Below are 25,803 nucleotides of genomic sequence, written 5' to 3'. Positions count from 1 at the left end.
CACAGCGAGGCACCGCGATCGGCATGAACACACCGGCAGATTCGACCCTCTCCCTCGTCCCCGACAATCGGGGCGTGTCGGATCGCTCGGCCTCGCCATCGTCGGTCGCTGTCCAGCAGCCGGCCATTGCGCCCGGTGTCGCTTCTGTCACACACCTGACCGACCGTCTGGCGGAATACCTGACGCCGGCCGAACTCAAGAAGGTCAAGGAAGCCTACCGCTTCTCCGACGAGGCGCATCTGGGCCAGATGCGCATGTCCGGCGAACCCTACATCTCGCACCCGATCGCGGTGGCCGAAATCTGCGCCGAGTGGAAACTCGATGCGCAGGCCATCATGGCCGCCTTCCTGCACGACGTCATGGAAGACCAGGGCGTGCGCAAGGAAGAGCTGATCGAACGCTTCGGCGCGCCGGTCGCCAATCTGGTTGACGGGCTGTCCAAGCTCGAAAAACTCGAATTCCAGAGCCAGGTCGAGGCGCAGGCGGAAAACTTCCGCAAGATGCTGCTCGCCATGGCGCGCGACGTGCGCGTGATCCTCGTCAAGCTCGCCGACCGCCTGCACAACATGCGCACGCTCGGTTCGATGGCGCCGGCCAAGAAGCGCCGCATCGCGCGCGAGACGATGGAAGTCTATGTGCCGATCGCGCACCGTCTCGGCCTCAACAACATTTACCGCGAACTGCAGGATCTCTCCTTCTCGCACCTGTATCCGATGCGCTACCGCGTATTGGCCAAGGCGGTCCGGGCGGCACGCGGCAACCGCCGCGAGGTGGTCAGCAAGATTCTCGAGTCCGTCAGTTCGACGCTCGAGGCGACTGGCATTCCGGTCCAGGTCTATGGCCGCGAAAAGACGCTGTACGGCATCTATACCAAGATGGCGAGCAAGCACCTGTCGTTCTCGCAGGTGCTGGACGTCTATGGCTTCCGCATCGTGGTCGACAGCTTCGCCAACTGCTATGTCGCGCTCGGCACGCTGCATGCGCTGTTCAAGCCCATGCCCGGCAAGTTCAAGGACTACATCGCGATTCCCAAGCTCAACGGCTACCAGTCGCTGCACACGACGCTGATCGGCCCCTACGGCACGCCGGTCGAGTTCCAGATCCGCACGCAGGACATGCACCGCGTGGCCGAATCGGGCGTGGCCGCGCACTGGCTCTACAAGGACGACGAAGGCAACCTGTCGGACCTGCAGCAGCGCACGCACGCGTGGCTGCAATCGCTGCTCGACATCCAGAAGCAGACCGGCGACTCGGCCGAGTTCCTCGAGCACGTCAAGGTCGATCTGTTCCCGGATTCGGTCTATGTCTTCACGCCGAAGTCCAAGATCATCGCGCTGCCGCGCGGCGCCACCGCGCTCGACTTCGCCTACACCATCCATACCGACATCGGCGACCGCACGATCGCCGTCAAGATCAACCTCGAACAGGTGCCGCTGCGCACCGAGCTGCGTAACGGCGACATCGTCGAGATCATCACGGCGCCGACCTCGCGCCCGAATCCGAACTGGCTCAGCTTCGTGCGCACCGGCAAGGCACGCTCGGCGATTCGCCATCACCTGCGCACCATCAACCTCGCGGAATCGATCGAACTCGGTCGCAAGCTGCTGTCGCAGGCACTGGTCACGCTGAATCTCGATCCCGAACTGCAGCCGACACTGGCCGAGCGTCTGCTCAACGAATCGAGCGCCAAGTCGCTCGACGATCTGTATGCGGACATCGGCGTCGGCAAGCGCATGGCCGCCCTCGTCGCGCGCCATATCCTGACGCTGGTCGAACACGACACACCGGTCGCGCACCCTGCCATCGACAAGAACGGCGAACTGCTGCCGAAGAAGATCGACCCGGTCGTCATCTATGGCAGCGAAGGCATGTCGGTGCAACTGGCTTCGTGCTGCACGCCGATTCCGGGCGACCGCATCGTCGCGCAGATGAAACGCGATCAGGGACTGGTCGTCCATACCCAGGATTGCGATGCCGGGCATCGCCAGCGCCTGCGCGAACCCGAGCGCTGGATCGAAGTGGTATGGGGGGAAGACATCGACCGCCGCTTCGATTGCCGCATCACGCTGCTGACGCGCAACGAGAAAGGCATCCTGGCGCGCGTGGCGGCCGAGATCGGCGAGTCCGATGCCAACATCACGCACGTCGGCATGGACGAAGACAAGGATCACATGATCACGCAGCTGCACTTCACGGTGCAGGTCGAGGACCGCGTGCATCTGGCACGGCTCATGCGCAACCTGCGCAGCATCGACGGCGTGGCACGCCTGCTGCGCGACAAGGGCTAGTTCATCGGGGACGCCCCTGCCCCGCCATCCTTTCCCTCTTTTCTCTCTGACGTCTCAGGCAGGCGGCGGATAGCTTACTTCCAGTATTTCGAGTTCTTCCAGACCGCCGGGTGTACGCAGCATCACGGTATCGCCTTCGCGCGCCTTGGTCAGTGCGCGTGCCACAGGCGAAATCCAGCTGATCTTGCCGTTCAGGGGGTCGAATTCATCGATGCCGAGGATGGTGACGGTCTGCTCTTCGCCGTCCTGGTTTGCATAGCGCACGGTGGCGCCGAAAAAAACCTGGTCGCTGCCGTGATGCACGGATGGGTCAACGACCTCCGCGAGATCCAGCCGCTTGGTCAGGAAGCGAATGCGGCTGTCGATCTGACGCAGGCGGCGCTTGCCATAGATGTAGTCGCCGTTTTCCGAACGATCGCCGTTGGACGCCGCCCACGATACGGTCTGCACGACTTCCGGCCGCTCGACATCGATCAGGTGCAACAGCTCGTTCTTCATCCGCAGGTGGCCCTGCGGCGTCATGTAATTCTTCGAGCCGGCGGGAATCGGCGGCGCGCCGAAACTGTCTTCCTCATCGTCCGGCGCACTGGTGGAGGATGTGTCGATGGATTGCTTCATGGCGCCCATTGTAGCGCGCCGGTGTCCGTCAAAACAGACGCCGCTCCTCCTAGAGATTGCGCGAAATGTTGTTGCTCCACTCGAATGCCTGGACCTCGAGATCGTACAGTTCGTCGATCGACAGGCCCAGGCGTTGCAGCAAGGGCAGCAGCAGGTCACCGGCCTGTTCGATGCGTTCTATGTATTCGCTCAGTTTCAGCAGGTCGCCATAGACGCCCTTGCGGAACAGCAGCGCATCGCGCACCTCATCGACCACCGCGATCTGCGCCAGGATTTCCTGCATGGGCTGCCCCAGCAACGTATCCATCAACGACATCACGCCGACGGTAAAGGCCATGTCGGCACGACAAGCGCGCGTCTGCGCCAGGCGTTCCGCGACCAGTTCGAGCAGCTTGCCGCGCGTGGTCGCCAGTTGCAGCAGGGGCGACGAGAAATAGCCATCCTTGCCATGCTCGGCATACAACAGTATCTGCAACCAGCGCTGCAGTTGCAGACGGCCCAGCACGGCCAGCGCCTGCCCCAGAGATTCGATACGCGTCGCCACGCCGAAGGCCGGCGCATTGGCCAGCCGCAGCAGATTCATCGCCAGCAACGGTTCCTTCTTGACCACCTGCTCGATCTCGCAGGTTTCGGCATCGCGGCCGATCATGGTGATCAGTTGCAGAATCACGATCTGCGACGGTGCAAGTTTTCTGCCGGTCAGAATGACCGGGCGTGCAAAGTAATACCCCTGAAAGTAATCGAAACCGATCGCCAGACATTGCCGGAACTGCTCGCAGGTCTCGACCTTCTCCGCCAGAAGGATCTTTCCCTGCTGCTTGAAATAGTGCGCCAGCGCTGCGATGTCCGCATTCTCCATGCCGCTGATATCGATCTTGACGATCCTGATCAGCGGCAGCAGCGGCCGTAATGCGTCGTTGCGGCAGACAATGTCATCGAGCGCGAATGTATAGCCGTGCCCGACCAGTTCGGTCACGCGCGCCACCACGGCAGGCGTGATTTCCACCGTTTCCAGCAATTCCAGCACGACCTTGTCGTGCGGCAGGAAGCTGACGATATCGCAGTCGAGGACTGCCGCATCGACATTCAGAAATCCAAGCGCATTGCCGATGACATTGCCAATGCCCAGTTCCGAGGCATGGGCGATCACGGATGCAGTAGCGGACAGGTCGTCGATGACATTGGCTGGCCCGCTCTGCGCGCGACGGAACAGCAATTCGTAGGCAACGGTGCTGCCACGCGCATCGAGAATGGGTTGGCGCGCGAGAAAGAATTCCCTCGTGCGCGGGCGCTCATCAGAGGATGGCTGATCGGAATCGAGGATCATCAAATGTCCTGTCATGGTGGCAATACGCGGCTATCTGGATCTGCCTATGGCAATCGCCTATCGTGCTCGCTAGAACGCATGCCATCGGCCACGGAGGATGGCTTCTTCCTGCGTTCTCGTCGAGAACGGTCTCCTGTCGGGGCCTCTCAGTCCCGCATGTTCATGCAGGAACGTCGGCCACACTCGTTTTTCTTTCTGGTAATAGTGCCAGAAAACAGGGAGCGCATGTCTGACAAAACACGCCTGATGAACAGGCGTGGAAGTTACTGCGTGCTCAGACCGCAGTCCGGCCCTCTTCGATCGTGAAGCTGGCACCGCCATCCCGGCCCAGCACGTCAACCAGATACGGCATCACCTCGCGCAAGGTCGCCTCCAGCGTCCAAGGCGGATTGTGGATGAACATGCCGCTGCTGCGCAGGCCGAAGCCATCGGGCGACGGCGAGGAAATCGAGAGCGTGACATTCAGCCAACCATTGGAAGGCAGCTTCTTGAGCCGCTCCGGCATCTGGCGCGATTCGTTCCGGTTCAGCGCCGGATACCAGATCGCATACACGCCGGTGGCAAAACGGCGCAGGCTGTCCGAGACGGCATCCACCACGGCACGATAATCGCCCTTGTCTTCGTACGGTGGATCGATCAGCACCAGAGCGCGCCGCGATGGCGGCGGCAGCAGCGCCTTCAGGGCGGCAAAACCATCGCTTCGTTCGATCATGACGCGCTTGCCGCGCGCGGTCGGACGCTGGCCCTGCGCGGCGGCATGCGCCTCGAGCTTGCGAAAATTATCGGCCAGCAGCTTGCTGTCGGCGGGATGCAGTTCGAACAGACGCAGGCGGTCCTGCTCGCGCAGCACCTGCTCTGCGCAGTAGGGAGAGCCCGGATAATGGCGCATCTTGCCGCTCGGGTTGAGCGATTTGACCAGCCCGACATAGTCGGCCACCGCAGGCGGCAGATCGTCGCGCTCCCACAAGGGTGCAATACCGGTCTCGAACTCGGCATTCTTGGTCGCATATTCGCTGTCCAGCGCATAGACGCCGGCACCCGCATGGGTGTCGATCATCATGTACGGCGCATCTTTCTGGTTCAGGTACTTGAGCAACTGGATCAGGACCAGATGCTTGAGGACGTCGGCGTGATTTCCTGCATGGAAGCCGTGGCGGTAACTGAACATAGGCGCAATCTTGAAGAAGAACGGAATAAAGATCCTGCAGGCGCAGAATCAGGCAATGCCGCATTCTAGCAAGGACCGCCTTGACCGACCGTGATTGCCCGCCCCAGCGAGCATAAAAAAGCGATTGCGGAATCGCTTCCGCAATCGCTTCGCTTGCATGCCAGGCAGGCGACTTCAGTTTGTCGTGACGCTTTCCTCGCGCAGGCTGCGTGCCGCTACCACCATGTTCTCGAGCGCCGCGATGGTTTCCGGCCAGCCGCGCGTCTTCAGGCCGCAGTCCGGGTTGACCCACAGACGCTGGTCGGGAATCACGCCGCGCGCCTTGCGCAGCAGGCGCTGCATTTCCTCGACCTTGGGGACGCGTGGCGAGTGGATGTCATAGACACCGGGACCGATGTCGTTCGGATATTCGAACTCGCCGAAGCCGTCGAGCAGTTCCATGTCGGAGCGCGAGGTTTCGATGGTGATGACGTCGGCGTCCATCGCCGCGATCCACGGCAGGATGTCGTTGAATTCCGAATAGCACATGTGGGTGTGGATCTGCGTATCGTCCTGCACGCCCGAGGCGCTGATGCGGAATGCCTTGACCGCCCAGTCCAGATAATGCGGCCAGTCGGCGGCCTTCAGCGGCAGGCCTTCGCGGAAGGCCGGCTCGTCGATCTGGATCATGCCGATGCCGGCCTTTTCCAGGTCCACCACTTCGTCGCGCAGCGCAAGCGCGATCTGCAGCGCGGTCTGCTCGCGCGGCTGGTCGTCGCGCACGAACGACCATTGCAGCATCGTCACCGGGCCGGTCAGCATGCCCTTCATCGGCTTGGCGGTCAGGCTTTGCGCGAACTCGCTCCAGCCGACCGTCATCGCTTCCGGTCGATAGACATCGCCATAGATGAACGGCGGCTTGACGCAGCGCGAACCGTAGCTCTGCACCCAGCCATTGGCGGTGAAGGCATAGCCCCACAACTGTTCGCCAAAGTATTCGACCATGTCGTTGCGCTCCGGCTCGCCGTGCACCAGCACGTCGAGGCCGATCTCTTCCTGCTTCTGCACCACGTGGCGGATTTCGTCACGCATGCGGTTCAGGTACTCGAGATGACCGAGCTCGCCGCGCTTGTGCTGCGCACGTGCCTGGCGGATTTCCGTCGTCTGCGGGAAGGAACCGATATTGGTGGTCGGGAATGCCGGTAGCTTGAAACGCGCCTGCTGCTTGGCGATGCGCTCGGCAAAGACCGACTGGCGCGATGCCGAAATCCGATCCAGTTCGCTCATCCGCTTTTGCACCAATGGATTGTGAATGCGCGGCGAGGTCTTGCGCGAGGCGACGGCTTCGGCTGCAGCCTTGAATTTTTCGGCCACTGCCGGCGTGCTGCGATCGCCGTTCAGCGCACGCGCCAGCACCGCGATCTCGTCGATCTTCTGCGTGGCGAAAGCCAGCCAGTTCTTGATCTCCGCATCGAGCTTGGGTTCGTTGGCCAGATCCACCGGCACGTGCAGCAGCGAGCAGCTCGCGCTGACCCACAGGCGATCGCCGAGTTTTTCCTGCAGCGGCTGCAGCGTCGCCAGCACGGCTTCGAGGTCGGCGCGCCAGATGTTGCGGCCGTCGATCACGCCGGCCGACAGCACGCGGTCCTGCGGCCAGTCCCTGGCAAAGGCTGCCAATTGGTCGGGGCCGCGCACCAGATCCAGATGCACGCCGGCCACCGGCAGGCTGTTCAGCAGCGCCACGTGTTCGCTGACGCGGTCGAAATAGGTCGCCAGCAGCAGCTTGGGCGCACCCTCGACCAGCAGTTGATAGGTGGGCAGGAAGGCATCGCGCCAAGCCTGGTCGAGTTCCAGCGCGAGGACCGGCTCGTCGATCTGCACCCATTCCACACCCGCATCCTTGAGGCGCTTCAATACCTGCTGGTAGCCGGCGATCAGCTTGGGCAGCAGGTCGAACTTGCCGGCGACGCCCGACTTGATCTTGCCAAGGTAGAGCAGGCTCAGCGGGCCGACCAGCACCACCTTGGTCTTGTGGCCGAGCGCCACGGCTTCGGCGTTTTCCTCGAACAGCCAGTCAACACCGCCGTCGAAGCGCAGGTCGGCCGTGAACTCTGGCACCAGGTAGTGATAGTTGGTATCGAACCACTTGGTCATTTCCATCGCGAAGTGATCCGGGTTGCCGCGCGCGGCCGTGAAGTAGTCAGCCGGCGTCAGTTTCTTCGGATCGAAGCCGAAGCGCGTCGGCACCGCGCCGAGCAGCGCCAGCGTGTTGAGCACCTGGTCGTACCAAGCGAAATCGCCGACGGTGACGAGATCGAGCCCGGCATCGGCCTGGATTGCCCAGTGGCGCGCGCGCAGGGTCTTGCCGGTCTGCTGCAGGGCAGCGACGTCGATGTCGCCGCGCCAGAACGATTCCACTGCGAATTTCAGTTCTCGCTGCGCGCCGATGCGCGGAAAACCCAGGATGTGTGCCTTTGCCATGCCCTTGCTCCGATCAAATTTTCGAAGCTGGCATGATGCGCGCGCTTGGTCTATGATTCAAACGATAAATATTCAGAATAAACTTGAATTTTACTAATACAACATGAGCTGATCGTCATGCAATCCATTCTCGAACTGCGCCACCTGAAAACCCTGCTCGCCCTGCGCGAAGCCGGCAACCTGCTGCGCGCCGCCGCCCTGCTCAACGTCACGCAGTCGGCACTGTCGCACCAGATCAAGCAGCTCGAAGACCATCATGGCACGCCGCTGTTCGAGCGCAAGACCACGCCGGTACGCTTCACGCCGGCCGGCGAACGCCTGCTCAGGCTGGCCGACAGCGTCCTGCCGCAGGTAGAGGAAACCGAGCGCGATCTGGTGCGGCTGGCGCAGGGCGTGGCCGGGCAGTTACGCATTGCGGTCGAATGCCACACCTGCTTCGACTGGCTGATGCCGGCGATGGATGTGTTCCGCGGCCGCTGGCCGGAAGTCGAGCTCGACATCGTGTCCGGCTTCCAGGCCGATCCGGTCGGCCTGCTCTACGAGCACCGTGCCGACGTCGCCATCGTCTCCGAGATGGACCCCGACGAGAAGGTTGACTACCACGCGCTGTTCCGCTTCGAGATCGTGGCACTGCTGGCGCACGATCATCCGCTGGCCGGCAAGGAATATCTGGTGGCCGAGGACTTTGCCGACGATACCCTGATCACCTATCCTGTTCCGGACGACATGCTCGACGTGGTGCGCCAGGTGCTCAAACCCGCCGGCGTGCAGGTCGCGCGGCGCACCACCGAACTGACGGTCGCCATGCTGCAGCTGGTCGCCAGCCGGCGCGGCATCGCCACGCTGCCGGTGTGGGCGGTGCAGAACTACCTCGACCGCAACTACGTGCTCGCCAAGCGCATCACGCCGCAGGGATTGACCGGCCGGCTGTACACCGCCTGCCTGCCGGAAACGTCGAAGAAGCCGTATCTGGCGGACTTCGTCACGACCACGCGCGAAAGCTGCTATCTGAATCTCGGCAGCGTGGAACTGCTGTAACGCCTGCCCGCCGACGCGGGCGCGGCACACTCGAACCGGGAACGCCATGCCTGCCGACGACGCAACCCTGCCCTTCCCCGCCTTTGCAGACGAACTGGCCGGCGCTGCCGCGCCATCGCGCGACGCCATCACGCGCGCCTGTCTGCTGGATGAAGAGGTCGCGGTCCAGGCGCTGCTGCCGCAGGCGGCCGCCTATTCGGCCCAACATGACGAAACGACCATGCTGGCGCGTCGCCTGATCGAGACCCTGCGCGACAAGCGCAGCCACGCGGCCGGCATCGATGCGCTGATGCATGCCTTTCCGCTGTCGTCCGAAGAAGGCGTCGCCCTCATGTGCCTGGCCGAAGCACTGCTGCGCATCCCGGACCGCGAGACCGCCGACCGCCTGATCGCCGATCGCATCGGCCACGGTGACTGGCAGCGCCATCTCGGCGCCTCGTCCTCGCTGTTCGTCAATGCCGCCGCCTGGGGCCTGCTGCTGACCGGCAGGCTGCTGCACGCGCCGGACGAACATCGACTCGGCGCGGTCCTGACGCGCCTGCTCGCGCGCGGCGGCGAACCGCTGATCCGCAAAGGCATGGATTATGCGATGCGTATGCTTGGGCACCAATTCGTCGCCGGCCGCACGATCGACGAGGCGCTGCATGCAGGCCGCGGGCGCGAAGCGCGCGGCTATCGCCATTCCTACGACATGCTCGGCGAAGCGGCACTGACGGCGGCCGATGCCGAGGCCTACCATCGTGCCTACGTGGAAGCCCTTCATACGATTGGCAAGGCGGCCGACGGACGCGGCATCCGCCACGGCCCCGGCCTGTCGGTCAAGCTTTCGGCCCTGCATCCACGCTATGCACGCGCGCAGCGCGAGCGCGTGCTGAGCGAACTGCTGCCGCGCCTGAAACAGCTGGCGCTGCTGGCACGGCATTACGATATCGGCCTCAACATCGACGCCGAGGAAGCCGAGCGGCTCGAACTGTCGCTGGAACTGCTCGAATGCCTGGTCCTCGATCCCGAACTCGCCGGTTTCGACGGCATCGGCTTCGTGGTGCATGCCTACCAGAAGCGCAGCCCGTGGGTCATCGATCATCTGATCTCTCTGGCGCGGCGCGGCAAACGCCGGCTGATGGTGCGGCTGGTCAAGGGCGCCTACTGGGACACGGAAATCAAGCGCGCGCAGGTCGAAGGCCTGCCCGGCTACCCGGTCTATACGCACAAGGCGCATACCGATCTCTGCTACCTGGTCTGCGCCGAACGGCTGCTGGCAGCCGGCGATGCCGTCTATCCGCAGCTCGCCACGCACAACGCGCTGACGATGGCCGCCATCCATTGCCGCGCACGCGCGCTCGGCGTGACGGACTACGAATTCCAGTGCCTGCACGGCATGGGCGAAGCGCTCTACGACCAGATCATCGGCGCCGACCGGCTTGGCGTGCCGTGCCGCATCTATGCGCCGGTCGGCTCGCACGAAACGCTGCTGCCCTACCTGGTGCGGCGCCTGCTCGAGAACGGCGCCAATTCCTCCTTCGTCAACCAGATCGTCGATCCAGGCATCGATCTCGAACGCCTGCTGCAGGACCCGGCCATGCTGGCCGCGCAATCCGGCGGTGCCATGCATCCGGCGATTCCGCTGCCCGCACGGTTGTACGGCGACACACGCAGGAACTCGACCGGCATCGACCTCAGCGACGAACATGCGCTGCACGCGCTGGCGACGGCACTGCGCGCATTCGACGTCCGGCAATGGCACGCCATGCCCGCACACGTACGGGACGATGCATCGGTACCGCTCGTCCTGCGCAATCCCGCCAGGCACGAGGACGTGGTCGGCACGGCAAGGCAAGCACAGCCGGCCGACGTCGATCATGCACTGGCCATTGCCAGCACCGCCGCTCCCGCCTGGCAGGCAATGCCGCCGCCACAGCGCGCACAGATCCTGCTGCTGGCCGCCGATCTGCTGCAGCGGGAAGCGGCCGAGCTGATCGCGCTGACCATGCGCGAAGCCGGCAAGACGCTGCCGAATGCCATCGGCGAAGTGCGCGAAGCGACGGACTTTCTGCGCTACTACGGCACGCAGATCGCCATGCAAGAGCGCACCGTGGCGCTCGGCCCGGTGGCCTGTATCAGCCCGTGGAATTTCCCGCTGGCGATCTTTGTCGGACAGGTCGCCGCGGCGCTCGCGGCCGGCAATACGGTGCTCGCCAAGCCCGCCGAACAGACGCCACTGACGGCCTTCCACGCCGTCGGCCTGCTGCACCGCGCCGGCGTGCCACGCGAGGTGCTGCAATTCGTGCCGGGGCCGGGCGAAACGGTCGGCGCACAGCTGGTTGCCGACGCGCGCACCCGCGGCGTCGTCTTCACCGGCTCGACCGAAGCGGCACGCCACATCCATCAGGTGCTCGCACGCCGCATGGCAACGGAGCGACGCGACATTCCGCTGATCGCGGAAACCGGTGGCCAGAACGCGATGATCGTTGACTCCTCGGCGCTGTGCGAACAGGTGGTGCGCGACGCGCTGGCCTCGGCCTTCGACAGTGCCGGCCAGCGCTGCTCGGCGCTACGCGTACTGTGTCTGCAGGAAGAGATCGCCGAACGCACGCTGACCATGCTGCATGGCGCGTTGCGCGAACTGCGCGTGGTTCGTCCCGACCGTTTGCGCACCGACCTCGGCCCTGTCATCGATATGCAAGCGCAGCACATGCTGGAAGCGCACATCGATGCCGCGCGCCGTGCCGGCCGCCGCGTCGTGCAGGCCGAGATGGACGCCACCACGCGCCACGGCAGCTTCGTCGCGCCGACCGTCATCGAGATCGACCGCATGGCGGACCTGCAGCGCGAAGTCTTCGGCCCGGTACTGCACGTGCTGCGCTATCGCCGCGACGACCTGCCGCAACTCATCGCCGACATCAATGCCAGCGGCTACGGACTGACGCTCGGCATCCACTCGCGCATCGATGAAACCGTGCACTTCATCACCGAACGCGCGCGCGTCGGCAACGTCTATGTCAACCGCAACATGATCGGCGCCACGGTCGGCGTGCAGCCGTTCGGCGGCGAAGGCCTGTCGGGCACCGGTCCCAAGGCCGGCGGACCGCTGTACCTCAGGCGCCTGCAGCGCGCGGCAACGCCGCTGCTTGCAGCGACGCATGCGGATGCCGCCGCATCACAGACCACTGCATCGGCCCTGGCTGCCTTGCTACAGTGGAGCGCAACGCAGATGCCGGCGCTGGCTGCGCATTGCCGCGAGTACCAGCACACGAGCCTGCAAGGCAGACAACTGAGCCTGCCCGGACCGGCCGGCGAATCGAACGTGCTGCGCTTCGGCGCACGCGGCGATGTGTTGTGCGCCGCCGTCGGCAGCGCTGCCCTGCTGAACCAGATCGCCGCCGTGCTGGCGACCGGCAACCGGCCGCTGCTGCCTTACGCGTCACGCCCACTGCTGCCGGCCGACCTGCCGCCGCAGGTATCCGCCAGCCTGCACTGGATAGCAGACCATCGGGACTGCGCGGAGCTGCGTTGCGTGCTGTACGACGCGGCAAGCGCCGACCTGCTGCCGCAGATCGCGGCGCGCGACGGCGCCCTCGTGCCCTGCCTGCTGACCGACGAGCAGGCGCCGGTCCCGCTCTGGATACTCACGCGCGAGCAGGCGATCTGCGTCAACACGGCGGCGGCTGGCGGCAATCCGGCACTGATGACGCTGCAAACATGAAGCGCTCGGGAGATCGGCATCATCCGCTGCATGCTCGATGCCGATCAGGCGAAAAGATGGATATTTGCGAGGCAGACGCGATGCGCCACACAAGCGCCGACACCCGCACCGCAGCCGTATCCCACAGCCGATGTCAGACAACTGCTCGCCGCGTGAAGATGCGCAAAGCGAGGTGAACTAGCGCACGGAAGCGGCCGATGACGAACCGCATGATGGGTCGAAAAGAAGGAGACCCATCATGCACATCCGGCATCGCATCGCCACTTCCATCACCTTCGTCGCCAGCCTGCTGTGCCTGTCGTCCGCCTTCGCGCAGGGCGACGTGCTGGCCTGCACCGCGGCCGACGGCGCCGTCACCTACACCGACGGCCGGTGCGGCGACAACGAAAAGGCGCGCACGGTGCAGGCCGCGCCGCCGAAGCCGCAGCGCGCCATGGTTGACCGCACGCAATGGGCAAGCAGGGTAGCGCCGCGACAGGTGCGCACGGACGTCGAATCGGTACGCGCCGCCTACGAGGCCTTGCGGCAGCGCGATGCGCGCAGCGGCGACCTGCAGATCGCGGGACATTGATACAGACAAAAAAGCCGGCCACGAGGCCGGCTTTTTTCATGCGACGGTGAATAGCATTCAGCTCGCCTTGGCAAACCGCAGTTCGCCCTGCTCCACCTCGACCACGATCCTGTCCTTGGGACCGAACTTCCCTTCGAGGATCGCCTTCGACAGCGGATTCTCGATCTGCTGCTGGATCGCGCGCTTGAGCGGACGCGCGCCATAAACGGGATCGAAACCGGCTTCCGCGATCTTCTGCAACGCGGCGTCGGTGACCTCGAGCGCCATGTCCATGCGCGCCAGACGCTGCTCCAGCGTATGCAGCTGAATCTTGGCAATCGAGCCGATGTTCTTCGCATCCAGCGCATGGAACACCACGATCTCGTCGATGCGGTTGATGAACTCGGGCCGGAAATGTCCCTGCACCTCGGCCATCACCGCCATCTTGACCAGCGCCGGATCGCTGTCCTCCATGGACTGGATCTTGTGCGAACCCAGGTTGGACGTCATCACGATCACGGTGTTCTTGAAGTCAACCGTGCGGCCCTGGCCGTCCGTCATGCGGCCGTCGTCGAGCACCTGCAGCAGCACGTTGAAGACGTCCGGGTGCGCCTTCTCGATCTCGTCGAGCAGGATCACGCTGTACGGCTTGCGGCGCACGGCTTCGGTCAGGTAGCCACCCTCTTCATAGCCGACGTAACCCGGCGGCGCACCGATCAGACGCGCGACCGAATGCTTCTCCATGAACTCGCTCATGTCGATGCGGACCAGCGCTTCCTCGGTATCGAACAGGAAGGATGCCAGCGCCTTGCACAGTTCGGTCTTGCCGACGCCGGTCGGGCCCAGGAACATGAAGGAACCGTAGGGCCGGTCCGGATCGCCGAGACCCGCGCGCGAACGGCGGATCGCGTCGGAGACGGCGACGATCGCCTCGTGCTGGCCGACCACGCGCTTGTGCAGCGCGTCCTCCATCTGCAGCAGCTTGTCGCGCTCGCCCTGCATCATGCGCGAGACCGGGATGCCGGTGGCGCGCGAGACGACCTCGGCAATTTCTTCCGCTCCGACCTGGGTGCGCACGAGCTGGCGCAGCTCCGACGTATCCTCGCCGGAGACCGCGTTCTTCAGTTGCGCCTCGAGCTCGGGCAGCGTCTTGTACTGGAGTTCCGACACGCGCTGCCAGTCGCTCTTGCGAGTCGCCTCTTCCATCTGCAGGCGCACCCTCTCGATCTCTTCCTTGATGTGCTGGCTGCCCTGCGCGGCCGCCTTCTCGGCCTTCCAGATTTCCTCGAGGTCGGCGTACTCGCGGCCCAGGCGTTCGATCTCTTCCTCGATCAGCTGCAGGCGCTTCTGCGAGGCTTCGTCCTTTTCCTTGTTGACGGCTTCGCGCTCGATCTTCAGCTGGATCAGGCGGCGGTCGAGCCGGTCCATGACCTCGGGCTTGGAATCGATCTCGATCTTGATCTTGGACGCGGCCTCGTCGATCAGGTCGATTGCCTTGTCCGGCAGGAAGCGGTCGGTGATGTAGCGCTGCGACAGCTCGGCCGCCGCCACGATGGCCGGATCGGTGATCTCGACGCCGTGGTGCAGCTCGTACTTTTCCTGCAGGCCGCGCAGGATCGCGATGGTCGCTTCCACCGTCGGCTCGTCAACCATGATCTTCTGGAAGCGGCGCTCGAGCGCGGCGTCCTTCTCGATGTACTTGCGGTACTCGTCGAGCGTGGTCGCGCCCACGCAATGCAGCTCGCCGCGCGCCAGCGCAGGCTTGAGCATGTTGCCGGCGTCCATCGCGCCTTCCGACTTGCCGGCGCCGACCAGCGTGTGCATCTCGTCGATGAAGACGATGGACTGGCCGGCATCCTGCGCCAGTTCGTTGAGCACGGCCTTCAGGCGTTCCTCGAATTCGCCGCGGTACTTGGCGCCCGCCAGCAGCGACGCCAGATCGAGCGACAGCACGCGCTTGCCCTTCAGGCTTTCCGGCACCTCGCCGTTGACGATGCGCTGCGCCAGGCCTTCGACGATGGCGGTCTTGCCGACGCCTGGTTCGCCGATCAGCACCGGATTGTTCTTCGAGCGGCGCTGCAGAACCTGGATCGCGCGGCGGATTTCGTCGTCGCGGCCGATCACCGGGTCGAGCTTGCCGGCGCGGGCACGCTCGGTCAGGTCCAGCGTGTATTTCTTGAGAGCCTCACGCTGGCCTTCGCTGTCGGCCGAATCGACCTTGCTGCTGCCGCGCACGGCCTTGATCGCGGCTTCCAGCGCCTTGCGCGTCAGGCCGTTCTCGCGCGCGATGCGGCCGGCTTCCGACTTGTCCTCGGTCAGCGCCAACAACACCATCTCGGTGGCAATGAATTCGTCGCCATGCTTCTGCGCCTCCTTGTCGGCGAGATTCAGCAGCGACACGGCCTCGCGCCCGATCTGCACGTCACCGCCGTTGCCCGATACCTTGGGCAGCCGCTCGAGCGCACTCTTGAGCGCGTTGACCATGCCGTTGATGTTGGCGCCGGCGCGCTGCAGCAGCGAGCGCGTGCTGCTGTCGTCCTGGCTCAGCAGCGCGGTCAGGATGTGGACCGGTTCGATGTATTGGTTGTCGTTGCCGACCGCATGACTCTGCGCGTCGGCCAGGGCTTCCTGCAATTTTGTTGTGAGCTTGTCGAGCCGCATTGCAACTCCTTCAATGGTTCAGTGATGCATGGAAAATAAGGCCGGATAGCCGCTTTTCAAGCAAAGCCATTTAACAATTCACGAGACTGGGAAAATACGGGCCTTCCCAGCAATATAGGTCAGGCCGACAGCGCGCGATAGGTGGCGAAGCCGCCGGCGCAGAACAGCAGCGAGCCGAACAGGTGGAGCGCGGTATGGGCCAGGGCCCACAGGTAGTCGCCGCGTTGCAGCAGCAGGAAGGATTCGGCGGAAAAGCTGGAAAAGGTGGTCAGCCCGCCAAGGAAGCCGGTGATGGTCAACAGGCGCCATTCCGGCGAAATGTCCGGATGGCCGATGAAGAAGGCGACGGCGACGCCGATCAGGTAGCCGCCGCCGAGATTGGCAAGCAAGGTGCCCAGCGGCACGTGCGGCGCGAATGCATTGAGACCGGTCTGCAGGCCCCAGCGCAGCCAGCACCCGAGCACGCCGCCCACGCCGACCGCCAGCCAGGACATCACTTCTCGCCTCCGCCGAGCGCCACGTCGATGTGCCACTTGCGCAGCGCCGCATCGTCGGTCACGCGCGCATCAACCCAGCGCGCGCCCTGCGGCGTCTGTTCCTTCTTCCAGAACGGGGCCTCGGTCTTCAGGTAGTCGATGATGAATTCGCAGGCGTCGAAGGCTTCGCCGCGATGCGCGGAAGTGACTGCCACCAGCACGATCTGGTCCCTCGGCGACAAGGGCCCGACACGGTGGATCACCAGTGCGTCGGCGATCGGCCAGCGCTGTTTGGCGCGTTCGACGATGTCCTGCAGCGCCTTTTCGGTCATGCCCGGATAATGCTCGAGCTCCATGGCGGCCACGCTGGCGCCTTCGTTCATGTCGCGCACAGTGCCGACGAAGCTCACCACCGCGCCGACCTGCGGACTGCCGGCGCGCAGGGCCGCGATCTCGGCATTGAGGTCGAAGTCTTCGGTTTGCACACGGATCGCCATGATCGTCTCCTTGCCGTTGCTGCGGCTCAACCGCCCGTCACGGGCGGGAAGAATGCCACTTCGCCGCCGTCGCGGATCGCGGTGTCGGCATCGCACATCTGCTGGTCGCAGGCCATGCGCAGCGAGCGGCCTTCGGCCAGCGTCTCGGCCCAGACGCCGCCGCGCTGCTGCAGGAAGGCGCGCACCTTGCCGACCGTATCGATGCCTTCCGGCACCACCACTTCTTCCTGTGATACACCGAGCGCCTCGCGCACGCTGGCAAAAAAACGCAACTGGATCTTCATGTTCACGCCATCAAATCGCTGAAGGAAATAAAACGCACGGTATCGCCACGCGCGATCGCCTGCCCCGGCGGATTGTCGATCAGGCCGTCGCCCCACACGGTCGAGGTCAGCACGCCCGATCCCTGGTTGGGGAACAGGTCGAGTCCGCCCTGCGCATTGATTTTCGCACGCAGGAACTCGTTGCGGCGGTCGGCCCTGGGCCAGTCGAAATCGGCACGCATCGCATAGGCGGGCGCCGCCACATTCTGCACGCCCTGCAAACGCAGGATGAAGGGCCGCACGAACAGCAGGAAGGTGACGAAGCTGGACACCGGGTTGCCCGGCAGGCCGATGAAGAAGGCCGGCGCGCCTGCATCTGCACGATCGACTTCGCCGAAGGCCAGCGGCTTGCCCGGTTTGACCGCGATCTGCCACATGTTGAGCCGCCCTTCGGCCTCGACTGCCGGCTTGACGTGATCTTCCTCGCCGACCGAAACGCCACCCGAGGTGATGATGAGGTCGTGCCCGGCGGCGGCGCGACGCAGCGTGTCGCGCGTGGCCGCCAGCGTATCGGGCACGATGCCGTAGTCGGTGATCTCGCAGCCGAGCTTCTGCAGCAGGCCGCGCAGGGTGAAACGGTTGGAGTTGTAGATCGCGCCCGGCTTGAGCGGCTCGCCGGGCATCGACAGTTCGTCACCGGTGAAGAAGACTGCCACGCGCAACCGGCGCACCACCGGCAGGTTCGCGAGCCCGACCGAAGCGGCCAGTCCCAGTTCCTGTGCGCGCAGGCGCTGACCGGCCTGCAGGATCGTGCTGCCGGCACGGATGTCCTCGCCGGCACGGCGTATCCATTCGCCGACTTGCGGCGTGTGGCGGATCGTCACCTTGTCACCATCGGCCTCGCAGGCTTCCTGCATGACGACCGCATCGGCACCCGACGGAATCATGGCGCCGGTGAAGATGCGCGCGGCGGTGCCGGCTTCCAGCGGCTGACCGACCACGCCGGCCGGAATGCGCTGGCTCACGCGCAGCGTCGCCGCCCCGCTCGCGCAATCGGCAGCGCGCACGGCATAGCCGTCCATCTGCGTGTTGTCGGCCGGCGGCACGTCCAGTTGCGAAGTCTGCGCGGCCGCGAGGATGCGGCCGTGGGCATCGATGGTCGGCAGCGTTTCGGTGTCCGTCACCGGACGCGCTGCGGCGAGCAGAAAATCGAGCGCCTCGGCGACGCTCAGCAATGGTTTGGGTGCACTCATGCTGTACTCATTCCTCGACGATCATGCCACCCGGCGCGATTCATGCAAGCGGATCACAGGCCGGTGTGCGCGGCGATGAACGCCTTCATCTTGTCGATATCGGTGCTCATCACCTCGAAGCGCTGCGGCAGGTCCTCGATGTTCTCGAAGCCGGCCGGACGCTCGGCATCGCGTCCCAGCGCTTCGCGGATGGTTTCGTTGAACTTGGCCGGCAGCGCGGTTTCCAGCACGATCATGGTCACGCCGGGCGTCAGGTGCTCACGCGCGACCTTGACGCCGTCCGCCGTATGCGTGTCGATCATCAGGTCGTGCTTCTGGTACAGGTCGCGGATGGTCGCGACGCGGTCCGCGTGCGTGGATTTGCCCGAGACGAAGCCGAACTGCGGCACCTTGGCGAACTCGTCGCCATCGCTGCCCGGCTTGCCCGACAGATCGAAGCCGCCCTGCGTCTCCACCTTGGCAAACAGCGCGCGCACGCGTGCGCCGTCGCGGCCAACCAGGTCATAGACGAAGCGCTCGAAGTTGGACGCCTTGCTGATGTCCATGCTCGGGCTCGTGGTGTGGTAGGTCTCGGCCGACTTGCGCACGCGATAGATGCCGGTGCGGAAGAATTCGTCGAGCACGTCGTTCTCGTTGGTGGCGACCACCAGCTTGTCGATCGGCAGGCCCATCATGCGCGCGATGTGGCCGGCGCAGATGTTGCCGAAGTTGCCGGACGGGACCGTGAACGAGACCTTCTGCTCGTTGCTGGTGGTCGCGCTCAGGTAACCGCGGAAATAGTAGATGACCTGCGCCACCACGCGCGCCCAGTTGATCGAGTTGACGGTGCCGATCTTGTGCTTCTTCTTGAATTCCAGATCGTTGGAGACTGCCTTGACCATGTCCTGGCAATCGTCGAACACGCCGTCAACCGCGAGGTTGAAAATGTTCGGATCCTGCAGGCTGAACATCTGCGCGGTCTGGAACGCGCTCATCTTCTTGTGCGGCGACAGCATGAAGACGCGGATGCCCTTCTTGCCGCGCATCGCGTATTCGGCCGCGCTGCCGGTGTCGCCCGAGGTGGCGCCGAAGATGTTGAGTTCCGCATGCTGGCACGCCAGCGCGTACTCGAACAGGTTGCCGAGCAGCTGCATCGCCATGTCCTTGAAGGCCAGCGTCGGGCCGTTCGACAGCGCCTGCAGCATCAACTTGGTACCGCCGTTTTCCTCGACCAGCCGCAGCGGCGTGATGCGCGATGCATCCTCGCCGGAGCGCACGTTGCGATACACCTCGGCCGTATAGGTCTTGTGCGCCAGCGCATGCAGGTCGGCGTCGGGAATGTCGGTCGCGAATTTCTTCAGGATCTCGTAGGCCAGATCGGCATACGACAAAGTGCGCCAGGTATCGAGCTCGGCCGGCGTGACCTGCGGGTACTCGGCCGGCAGGTAAAGACCGCCATCGGGAGCCAGACCGCCGAGCAGGATTTGGGAAAAGGACTGATCGGCAAGCGTGCCGCGGGTCGAGATATAGTGCATGAGGTATGGGAAGGAAAGCAGTGGACCGCAAGCCTTGCATTATACCTGCTGCACCGGCTTTGCCGCAGCGCGTTTGCGGACCGGAAAGCCCGGCTCCCGACCGTCCCGCCAAAGAAAAAGGCGCCGTAGCGCCCTTTTCCCGATTTCCCTTTTCCGGTGCGTGCCGTAACCGCGATCAGCTCAGATGCTCGAGCCGCAGCTTGGTCACCTTGCCCAGTACCGTCGGCAGTTTTTCTATCTTGGCAATGGCCGCCTCGACGTTCTTTTCCTGCGTCTGGTGCGTCAGGATGATGATGTCGGTCTGCGTCTCGCCGAGCGCCGGTTCGCGCTGCATCATGGCGTCGATCGAGATCGTCGATTCGGCCAGGATGCTGGTCACGTTGGCCAGCACGCCGAGCTTGTCGGCCACGTGCAGGCGCAGGTAGTAGCTGGTGGTCACCTCGGCGATCGGCAGGATCGGCAGGTCGGACATCGACTGCGGCTGGAATGCCAGGTGCGGCACGCGATGCTCGGGCTGCGCATCGGCCAGACGCGCGATATCGACGAGGTCGGCGATCACGGCCGACGCAGTCGGCTCGGAACCCGCGCCCTTGCCGTAGTAGAGCGTGGCGCCGACGGCGTCGCCCTGCACCAGCACCGCGTTCATCGCGCCTTCGACGTTGGCGATCAGGCGCTTGGCCGGGATCAGGGTCGGATGCACGCGCAACTCGACGCCCTGATCGGTGCGCTTGGCGATGCCGAGCAGCTTGATGCGGTAGCCGAGCTGTTCGGCGTAGCGGATATCGACCGCTTCCAGTTTGGTGATGCCCTCGACATGCGCCTTGTCGAACTGCACCGGGATGCCGAAGGCGATGGCGGCCATCAGCGTCGCCTTGTGCGCGGCATCCACGCCTTCGATGTCGAAGGTCGGATCGGCTTCGGCATAGCCCAGCCGCTGCGCCTCGCGCAGCACGGTGTCGAAGTCGAGGCCCTTCTCGCGCATTTCGGAGAGGATGAAGTTGGTGGTGCCGTTGATGATGCCGGCGATCCATTCGATGCGGTTGGCGGTCAGGCCTTCGCGCAGTGCCTTGATGATCGGGATGCCGCCGGCCACTGCGGCTTCATACGCGACCATCACGCCCTTGTCCTGCGCGGCGCGGAAGATTTCGTCGCCATGCGTGGCGAGCAGCGCCTTGTTGGCGGTCACGATGTGCTTGCCGTTGGCGATCGCCTTGAGCACCAGTTCGCGCGCCACGCCGTAGCCGCCGATCAGTTCGATGACGACGTCGATTTCAGGATGGGCCACCACCAGATTGCCGTCGCCGACGACTTCGCACTGCGCGCCGACCAGTTCGCGCGCGCGTTCCGGGTTGAGGTCGGCCACCATCACGATCTCGATGCCGCGGCCGGCGCGGCGTGCGATCTCTTCCTGGTTGCGCTTGAGTACGTTGAACGTGCCGGCGCCGACGGTGCCGATGCCTAACAGGCCTACTTTGATGGGTTTCATAATCTCTGCATTAAGGGCGGCGGCGCCGGCAGCGCCGCCATCGACCGGAAGAATCAGGCAGCCACGCCGACACGGCGGCGATAGCCTTCGAGGAAATGCGCGATGCGGCCGATCGCCACCGTCAGGTCGTCCGAGTTGGGCAGGAACACCACGCGGAAGTGGTCGGTGGTCGGGCAGTTGAAGCCGGTGCCCTGCACGATCAGCACGCTTTCCTCGGCCAGCAGCTGATAGGCGAAATCCTGATCGTCCGCGATCGGGTACATCTTGGGATCGAGGCGCGGGAACATGTAGAGCGCCGACTTCGGCTTGACGCAGGTCACGCCCGGAATCTCGGTCAGCAGCCTGTGCGCGAGGTCGCGCTGCTTGAGCAGACGGCCGCCGGGACCGACCAGATCGTTGATGCTCTGGTAGCCGCCGAGCGCAGTCTGGATCGCGTACTGCCCCGGCACGTTGGCACACAGGCGCATCGAGGCCAGCATGTTGAGGCCCTCGATGTAATCGGTAGCGTGACGCTTTTCGCCGGACACCACCATCCAGCCGGCGCGATAGCCGCACGAACGGTAATTCTTGGACAGGCCGTTGAAGGTGATGAACAGCACGTCGTCCGCCAGCGAGGCGATCGAGGTATGGACGTTGCCGTCGTACAGCACCTTGTCGTAGATCTCGTCGGCGAACACGATCAGCTGGTGCTGGCGCGCGACCTCGACGATCTGCTGCAGCAGTTCGACCGGATACAGCGCGCCGGTCGGATTGTTCGGGTTGATGACGACGATGGCCTTGGTGTTCGGCGTGATCTTGCGCTTGATGTCCTCGATGTCCGGGAACCAGTCGGCCTGCTCGTCGCAGACGTAGTGCACCGGCGTGCCGCCTGACAGGCTCACTGCGGCGGTCCACAGCGGATAGTCGGGCGACGGCACCAGCACTTCGTCGCCGGTATTGAGCAGCGCGTTGACGCTCATGACGATCAGTTCGGAGGCGCCGTTGCCGAGGTAGATGTCGTCGATCGTGACGCCGGCGACCTTCTTCTCCTGCGAATACTGCATGACCGCCTTGCGCGGTGCAAACAGGCCCTTCGAATCGGTATAGCCCGACGAGTTGGCCATGTTGCGGATCATGTCCTGCACGATCTCGTCCGGTGCGTCGAAACCGAAGGTCGCCAGGTTGCCGATGTTCAGCTTGATGATCTTGTGCCCGTCTTCCTCCATCTGGCGCGCCTTCTCGAGCACGGGGCCGCGAATGTCATAACAGACGTCATCCAGTTTTTTCGATTTTTGAATCGGTCGCACAGCGTGGGTTCCTTGTGTGTTGCAGGAGCTGCAAGAGGCGGCTCGCAGATGCAGGCTGCGCCGTGACCTTCGGCGCCAGGGGGAAAGCGGGACGAGGCGGGGACGAATCCGGCGTCAGGAAAGGCCGTGTCTTGCGGCACGGCAAAGAGAGTCATTTTGCCTAAAATGCGTGATTTTATCAATCGATAAAGGCAGTCGCGGCGATGAAAACGTTACAATAACCCTTCCATTTTTGCCATGCCGACGGCGGACCCGCGCGTTCGCTTGCGACCAATGCCATGAAGCTTCACGACACCTCTACCCAGCAATACCAGACCGTCACCGCCTACGACGACGATGGCGTCGAAATCAACCTCAAGCGCTTCGAACACAGCCTGCTCGTGCTGCCGGAAGCGGCGCCGGTCGCCTGGCCAGTGGCCAGTTTCGACGCATTGTCGAATTCCCACTTCGAGCAGATCGACGCATTGGAGCCCGATGTCGTGATCCTCGGCACCGGTGCACGCCAGCGCTTCGTTCATCCGCGCCTGATCGCGCCGCTGACGCAACGCCGCGTCGGCGTCGAAAGCATGGACAATCAGGCGGCCTGCCGGACCTACAACATCCTCATGGGAGAGGGCCGCAAGGTAGCCTTGGCCCTGATTTTCGAGGACTGACGGCTTTACGGCAGCGCCTTGCTTGAATCATGCCAAAACGCCCCCATATCGCCCTGACAAGGTCTGAACGTTGCCCGCAAGCAGGGGGAGCCTGACTGCCCGCCGCTGACCAGCGGCACCAACCGCCCAGGAAGAGGAAAACATGGAACAAGAACACGCCGCAGCAGAAGCGGTATCCGCTGTCGGCAAGACGGTGCCCGAATTTTCCGCCGCTATGACCGGCGAACAGACATTCCAACTGTCTGATTACAAAGGGAAGAAAATCGTCCTCTATTTCTATCCCAAGGACAATACACCGGGCTGCACGACCGAAGGCATTCAGTTCCGCGACCTGTATCCGCAGTTCCAGGCCGCCAATGCCGAGATCGTCGGCGTCAGTCGCGACAGCCTGCGCTCGCACGAAGGCTTCAAGGCCAAGCTCGACCTGCCCTTTCCCCTCATTTCCGATCCCGGCGAAGAACTCTGCAACCTGTTCAACGTGATGAAGATCAAGAACATGTACGGCAAGAAGGTGCGCGGCATCGAACGCTCCACCTTTGTCATTGACGAGTCGGGCAGATTGGTGAAAGAATGGCGTGGAGTGAAAGTGCCTGGACACATCGATGAAGTACTGGAGTTTGTAAAGGCTCTTGCCTAGGTTGCAGAACCCATTGAATTCAAAAGAATCTTTTTCACGGAAAGCCGTTTGCGGATTAGGCCATGCGCCTTCCCAAACGGCTTTTTTGCTTTTCGATTCGCAGCTTTGGCGACTTTCTCCGCCCGGCGTGTCGCCGTCATCCGTTTTTTCAACCCTTCCGCATCAGTCTTCCCGGCGTTGCCATCCGTTTGTACCGTTTGTTTGCACTGTTCTTCAAACTTTCTAGATCGAGGTCCTGATGCCCCTGCCTAAATTACCGACCAAGCCTGCCGCACTGCTCTCCCCTCAGGATTACCCGAAGGCCGACAAGGACAAGATCGTCAAATCGCTGACGCTGATCGAGCCATCGGCGCGCAAAACCGATCCCGCGCCGGCTTCTTCCCCCATGGCCAGAAGTACCGAAAAGACCACGCCCGCCCGCCCGCGCGCTGCCGCCAACGCGCCGCAGGCCAATGCACCTCAGGCAAGTGCGCAAAAGTCCGGCGGTCGCCGTCAAGCCGCCAAGAACGGACCGACCAAGCTGTTCGTGCTCGATACCAATGTGCTGATGCACGATCCAACCGCACTGTTTCGCTTCGACGAGCACGACATCTATCTGCCGATGATCACGCTCGAGGAACTCGATGACCACAAGAAAGGCATGTCGGAAGTGGCGCGCAGCGCGCGGCAGGTGTCGCGCACACTCGATGCTCTGGTCAGCGGCGTGGAAGAAAGCGAGATCGACGAAGGCATCGTGCTCGCCAAGCTCGGCAACAAGGATGCCGGGGGACGCCTGTTCTTCCAGACCAAGCTCACCGACGTGCCGCTGCCGACCGGCCTGCCCAACGGCAAGGCCGACAACCAGATTCTCGGCGTGGTGCAGGCACTGGAAACCCAGCATCCGGGCCGCCCGGTGGTGCTGGTGTCCAAGGACATCAACATGCGCATCAAGGCGCGTGCGATGGGCTTGCCGGCCGAGGAATACTTCAACGACCACGTGCTGGAAGACACCGACCTGCTCTACTCGGGCATCATGCAGTTGCCGGACGACTTCTGGGAAAAGCATGCCAAGGGCATGGAATCCTGGCAGGAGAACAAGCACGGCACCGGCTACACCTTCTATCGCCTGACCGGTCCGCTGGTACCGCAGATGCTGGTCAACCAGTTCGTCTATATGGAACCGCAGAACGGCGAAGCATCGTTCTACGGCCAGGTACGTCAGATCAACGGCAAGACCGCCGTGATCCAGACCCTGCGCGACTACACGCACAACAAGAACAGCGTGTGGGGCGTGACAGCGCGCAACCGCGAACAGAACTTTGCGCTCAACCTGCTCAACGATCCGGAATGCGACTTCGTCACCCTGCTCGGCCAGGCCGGCACCGGCAAGACCCTGCTGGCACTCGCCTCGGGCCTGGCGCAGGTGCTCGAGACCAAGCTCTACAGCGAAATCATCGTCACGCGCGTGACGGTGCCGGTCGGCGAGGACATCGGCTTCCTGCCGGGTACCGAGGAAGAAAAGATGGGGCCGTGGATGGGCGCCTTCGACGACAACCTCGAAGTGCTCAACAAGTCCGACAACGATGCCGGCGACTGGGGCCGTGCGGCGACGCAGGACCTTATCCGCTCGCGCATCAAGATCAAGTCGCTCAACTTCATGCGCGGCCGCACCTTCGTCAACAAGTTCCTGATCATCGACGAGGCGCAGAACCTGACGCCCAAGCAGATGAAGACGCTGGTCACGCGCGCCGGTCCCGGCACCAAGATCGTCTGCCTCGGCAACATCGCGCAGATCGACACGCCCTACCTGACCGAAGGCTCGAGCGGCCTGACCTACGTGGTTGACCGCTTCAAGGGCTGGTCGCACAGCGGCCACGTGACGCTGGCGCGTGGCGAGCGTTCGCGCCTCGCGGACCACGCGAGCGACGTACTGTAAGCGCATACGC

At 63.8% G+C, this 25,803-nt stretch carries 19 protein-coding genes; 7 read left to right on the top strand and 12 right to left on the bottom strand.

Annotated elements, in window-relative coordinates:
* Positions 1 to 23 precede the first annotated feature (23 nt).
* Positions 24 to 2,288 (top strand): RelA/SpoT family protein, encoded by a 2,265-nt coding sequence (locus IEV38_RS14625; RefSeq protein WP_188397366.1) that lies wholly within the window; start codon positions 24 to 26, stop codon positions 2,286 to 2,288.
* Positions 2,289 to 2,342: 54 nt separating this feature from the next.
* Here the strand turns inward: IEV38_RS14625 and greB are convergent, their stop codons facing one another.
* From greB to metE, 4 genes are all read right to left on the bottom strand, one after another.
* Positions 2,343 to 2,906 carry a transcription elongation factor GreB gene (greB, locus tag IEV38_RS14620; protein ID WP_188397364.1) on the bottom strand — a complete coding sequence of 188 codons (564 nt, stop codon included), beginning with the start codon at positions 2,904 to 2,906 and terminating at the stop codon, positions 2,343 to 2,345.
* Positions 2,907 to 2,955: 49 nt separating this feature from the next.
* Positions 2,956 to 4,233: an EAL and HDOD domain-containing protein gene (locus tag IEV38_RS14615; RefSeq protein ID WP_188397362.1), complete on the bottom strand. Its 1,278-nt coding sequence runs from the start codon at positions 4,231 to 4,233 to the stop codon at positions 2,956 to 2,958.
* A 274-nt stretch (positions 4,234 to 4,507) separates the two neighbouring features.
* Positions 4,508 to 5,401, bottom strand: a complete 894-nt coding sequence (locus IEV38_RS14610; RefSeq protein ID WP_188397360.1) for a 23S rRNA (adenine(2030)-N(6))-methyltransferase RlmJ — start codon at positions 5,399 to 5,401, stop codon at positions 4,508 to 4,510.
* Positions 5,402 to 5,575: 174 nt separating this feature from the next.
* A complete protein-coding gene (gene metE / locus IEV38_RS14605; RefSeq protein ID WP_188397358.1) occupies positions 5,576 to 7,861 on the bottom strand; it encodes a 5-methyltetrahydropteroyltriglutamate--homocysteine S-methyltransferase in 2,286 nt (761 codons plus the stop codon).
* A 117-nt stretch (positions 7,862 to 7,978) separates the two neighbouring features.
* On the opposite strand from metE, the gene IEV38_RS14600 reads away from it, so the two are divergent.
* The 3 genes from IEV38_RS14600 to IEV38_RS14590 all read left to right on the top strand — a co-directional run bounded on the left by IEV38_RS14600 (position 7,979) and on the right by IEV38_RS14590 (position 13,173).
* Positions 7,979 to 8,899, top strand: coding sequence for a LysR family transcriptional regulator (locus IEV38_RS14600; RefSeq protein ID WP_188397356.1), 921 nt, complete (start codon positions 7,979 to 7,981; stop codon positions 8,897 to 8,899).
* A gap of 46 nt (positions 8,900 to 8,945) precedes the next feature.
* Complete coding sequence (gene putA / locus IEV38_RS14595; RefSeq protein WP_188397354.1) at positions 8,946 to 12,602, top strand: bifunctional proline dehydrogenase/L-glutamate gamma-semialdehyde dehydrogenase PutA; 3,657 nt, start codon at positions 8,946 to 8,948, stop codon at positions 12,600 to 12,602.
* A gap of 238 nt (positions 12,603 to 12,840) precedes the next feature.
* A complete protein-coding gene (locus tag IEV38_RS14590; protein WP_188397352.1) occupies positions 12,841 to 13,173 on the top strand; it encodes a DUF4124 domain-containing protein in 333 nt (110 codons plus the stop codon).
* Positions 13,174 to 13,230: 57 nt separating this feature from the next.
* Here IEV38_RS14590 and clpB read toward each other — a convergent pair whose 3' ends face one another.
* The 8 genes from clpB to IEV38_RS14550 form a co-directional block, all read right to left on the bottom strand.
* The gene (clpB, locus tag IEV38_RS14585) at positions 13,231 to 15,813 is read right to left on the bottom strand and encodes an ATP-dependent chaperone ClpB (RefSeq protein WP_188397350.1); all 2,583 of its coding nucleotides are present in this window, start codon (positions 15,811 to 15,813) and stop codon (positions 13,231 to 13,233) included.
* Positions 15,814 to 15,932: 119 nt separating this feature from the next.
* A complete protein-coding gene (gene crcB / locus IEV38_RS14580) occupies positions 15,933 to 16,307 on the bottom strand; it encodes a fluoride efflux transporter CrcB (protein ID WP_188397570.1) in 375 nt (124 codons plus the stop codon).
* Entirely contained in the window at positions 16,307 to 16,786 is a 480-nt protein-coding gene (moaE, locus tag IEV38_RS14575; RefSeq protein ID WP_188397348.1) for a molybdopterin synthase catalytic subunit MoaE, read from the bottom strand. Before moaE ends, crcB begins: the two co-directional genes overlap by 1 nt.
* A 26-nt stretch (positions 16,787 to 16,812) precedes the next feature.
* Positions 16,813 to 17,070, bottom strand: coding sequence for a molybdopterin converting factor subunit 1 (gene moaD, locus IEV38_RS14570; RefSeq protein WP_188397346.1), 258 nt, complete (start codon positions 17,068 to 17,070; stop codon positions 16,813 to 16,815).
* Between the two features lie 2 nt (positions 17,071 to 17,072).
* Entirely contained in the window at positions 17,073 to 18,302 is a 1,230-nt protein-coding gene (locus tag IEV38_RS14565; protein ID WP_188397344.1) for a molybdopterin molybdotransferase MoeA, read from the bottom strand.
* A gap of 53 nt (positions 18,303 to 18,355) precedes the next feature.
* Positions 18,356 to 19,816 (bottom strand): threonine synthase, encoded by a 1,461-nt coding sequence (thrC, locus tag IEV38_RS14560; protein ID WP_188397342.1) that lies wholly within the window; start codon positions 19,814 to 19,816, stop codon positions 18,356 to 18,358.
* A gap of 175 nt (positions 19,817 to 19,991) precedes the next feature.
* Positions 19,992 to 21,302 carry a homoserine dehydrogenase gene (locus tag IEV38_RS14555; RefSeq protein WP_188397340.1) on the bottom strand — a complete coding sequence of 437 codons (1,311 nt, stop codon included), beginning with the start codon at positions 21,300 to 21,302 and terminating at the stop codon, positions 19,992 to 19,994.
* Positions 21,303 to 21,355: 53 nt separating this feature from the next.
* The gene (locus tag IEV38_RS14550) at positions 21,356 to 22,588 is read right to left on the bottom strand and encodes a pyridoxal phosphate-dependent aminotransferase (protein WP_188397338.1); all 1,233 of its coding nucleotides are present in this window, start codon (positions 22,586 to 22,588) and stop codon (positions 21,356 to 21,358) included.
* A 278-nt stretch (positions 22,589 to 22,866) separates the two neighbouring features.
* On the opposite strand from IEV38_RS14550, the gene IEV38_RS14545 reads away from it, so the two are divergent.
* From IEV38_RS14545 to IEV38_RS14535, 3 genes are all read left to right on the top strand, one after another.
* On the top strand, positions 22,867 to 23,241 hold the full coding sequence (locus IEV38_RS14545; protein ID WP_188397337.1) for an Mth938-like domain-containing protein: 375 nt from the start codon (positions 22,867 to 22,869) through the stop codon (positions 23,239 to 23,241).
* A gap of 142 nt (positions 23,242 to 23,383) precedes the next feature.
* Positions 23,384 to 23,878, top strand: a complete 495-nt coding sequence (locus IEV38_RS14540) for a peroxiredoxin (RefSeq protein ID WP_188397336.1) — start codon at positions 23,384 to 23,386, stop codon at positions 23,876 to 23,878.
* Between the two features lie 238 nt (positions 23,879 to 24,116).
* The gene (locus IEV38_RS14535; protein WP_188397335.1) at positions 24,117 to 25,793 is read left to right on the top strand and encodes a PhoH family protein; all 1,677 of its coding nucleotides are present in this window, start codon (positions 24,117 to 24,119) and stop codon (positions 25,791 to 25,793) included.
* Positions 25,794 to 25,803 lie beyond the last annotated feature (10 nt).

The sequence above is a fragment of the Oxalicibacterium flavum genome, assembly GCF_014635065.1.
GTDB lineage: Bacteria > Pseudomonadota > Gammaproteobacteria > Burkholderiales > Burkholderiaceae_D > Oxalicibacterium > Oxalicibacterium flavum.
This window is presented reverse-complemented; position numbering and strand designations above follow the sequence as displayed.

Bases quoted from the DNA above. Each gene is read 5' to 3' on its own strand.
- IEV38_RS14545 (WP_188397337.1), top strand. From the start codon at position 22,867: ATGAAGCTTCACGACACCTCTACCCAGCAATACCAGACCGTCACCGCC.
- clpB (WP_188397350.1), bottom strand. From the start codon at position 15,813: ATGCGGCTCGACAAGCTCACAACAAAATTGCAGGAAGCCCTGGCCGAC.
- IEV38_RS14555 (WP_188397340.1), bottom strand. From the start codon at position 21,302: ATGAAACCCATCAAAGTAGGCCTGTTAGGCATCGGCACCGTCGGCGCC.
- moaE (WP_188397348.1), bottom strand. From the start codon at position 16,786: ATGGCGATCCGTGTGCAAACCGAAGACTTCGACCTCAATGCCGAGATC.
- putA (WP_188397354.1), top strand. From the start codon at position 8,946: ATGCCTGCCGACGACGCAACCCTGCCCTTCCCCGCCTTTGCAGACGAA.
- IEV38_RS14610 (WP_188397360.1), bottom strand. From the start codon at position 5,401: ATGTTCAGTTACCGCCACGGCTTCCATGCAGGAAATCACGCCGACGTC.
- greB (WP_188397364.1), bottom strand. From the start codon at position 2,906: ATGAAGCAATCCATCGACACATCCTCCACCAGTGCGCCGGACGATGAG.
- metE (WP_188397358.1), bottom strand. From the start codon at position 7,861: ATGGCAAAGGCACACATCCTGGGTTTTCCGCGCATCGGCGCGCAGCGA.
- moaD (WP_188397346.1), bottom strand. From the start codon at position 17,070: ATGAAGATCCAGTTGCGTTTTTTTGCCAGCGTGCGCGAGGCGCTCGGT.
- IEV38_RS14615 (WP_188397362.1), bottom strand. From the start codon at position 4,233: ATGATCCTCGATTCCGATCAGCCATCCTCTGATGAGCGCCCGCGCACG.
- IEV38_RS14590 (WP_188397352.1), top strand. From the start codon at position 12,841: ATGCACATCCGGCATCGCATCGCCACTTCCATCACCTTCGTCGCCAGC.
- crcB (WP_188397570.1), bottom strand. From the start codon at position 16,307: ATGTCCTGGCTGGCGGTCGGCGTGGGCGGCGTGCTCGGGTGCTGGCTG.
- IEV38_RS14625 (WP_188397366.1), top strand. From the start codon at position 24: ATGAACACACCGGCAGATTCGACCCTCTCCCTCGTCCCCGACAATCGG.
- IEV38_RS14535 (WP_188397335.1), top strand. From the start codon at position 24,117: ATGCCCCTGCCTAAATTACCGACCAAGCCTGCCGCACTGCTCTCCCCT.
- IEV38_RS14540 (WP_188397336.1), top strand. From the start codon at position 23,384: ATGGAACAAGAACACGCCGCAGCAGAAGCGGTATCCGCTGTCGGCAAG.
- IEV38_RS14565 (WP_188397344.1), bottom strand. From the start codon at position 18,302: ATGAGTGCACCCAAACCATTGCTGAGCGTCGCCGAGGCGCTCGATTTT.
- IEV38_RS14600 (WP_188397356.1), top strand. From the start codon at position 7,979: ATGCAATCCATTCTCGAACTGCGCCACCTGAAAACCCTGCTCGCCCTG.
- thrC (WP_188397342.1), bottom strand. From the start codon at position 19,816: ATGCACTATATCTCGACCCGCGGCACGCTTGCCGATCAGTCCTTTTCC.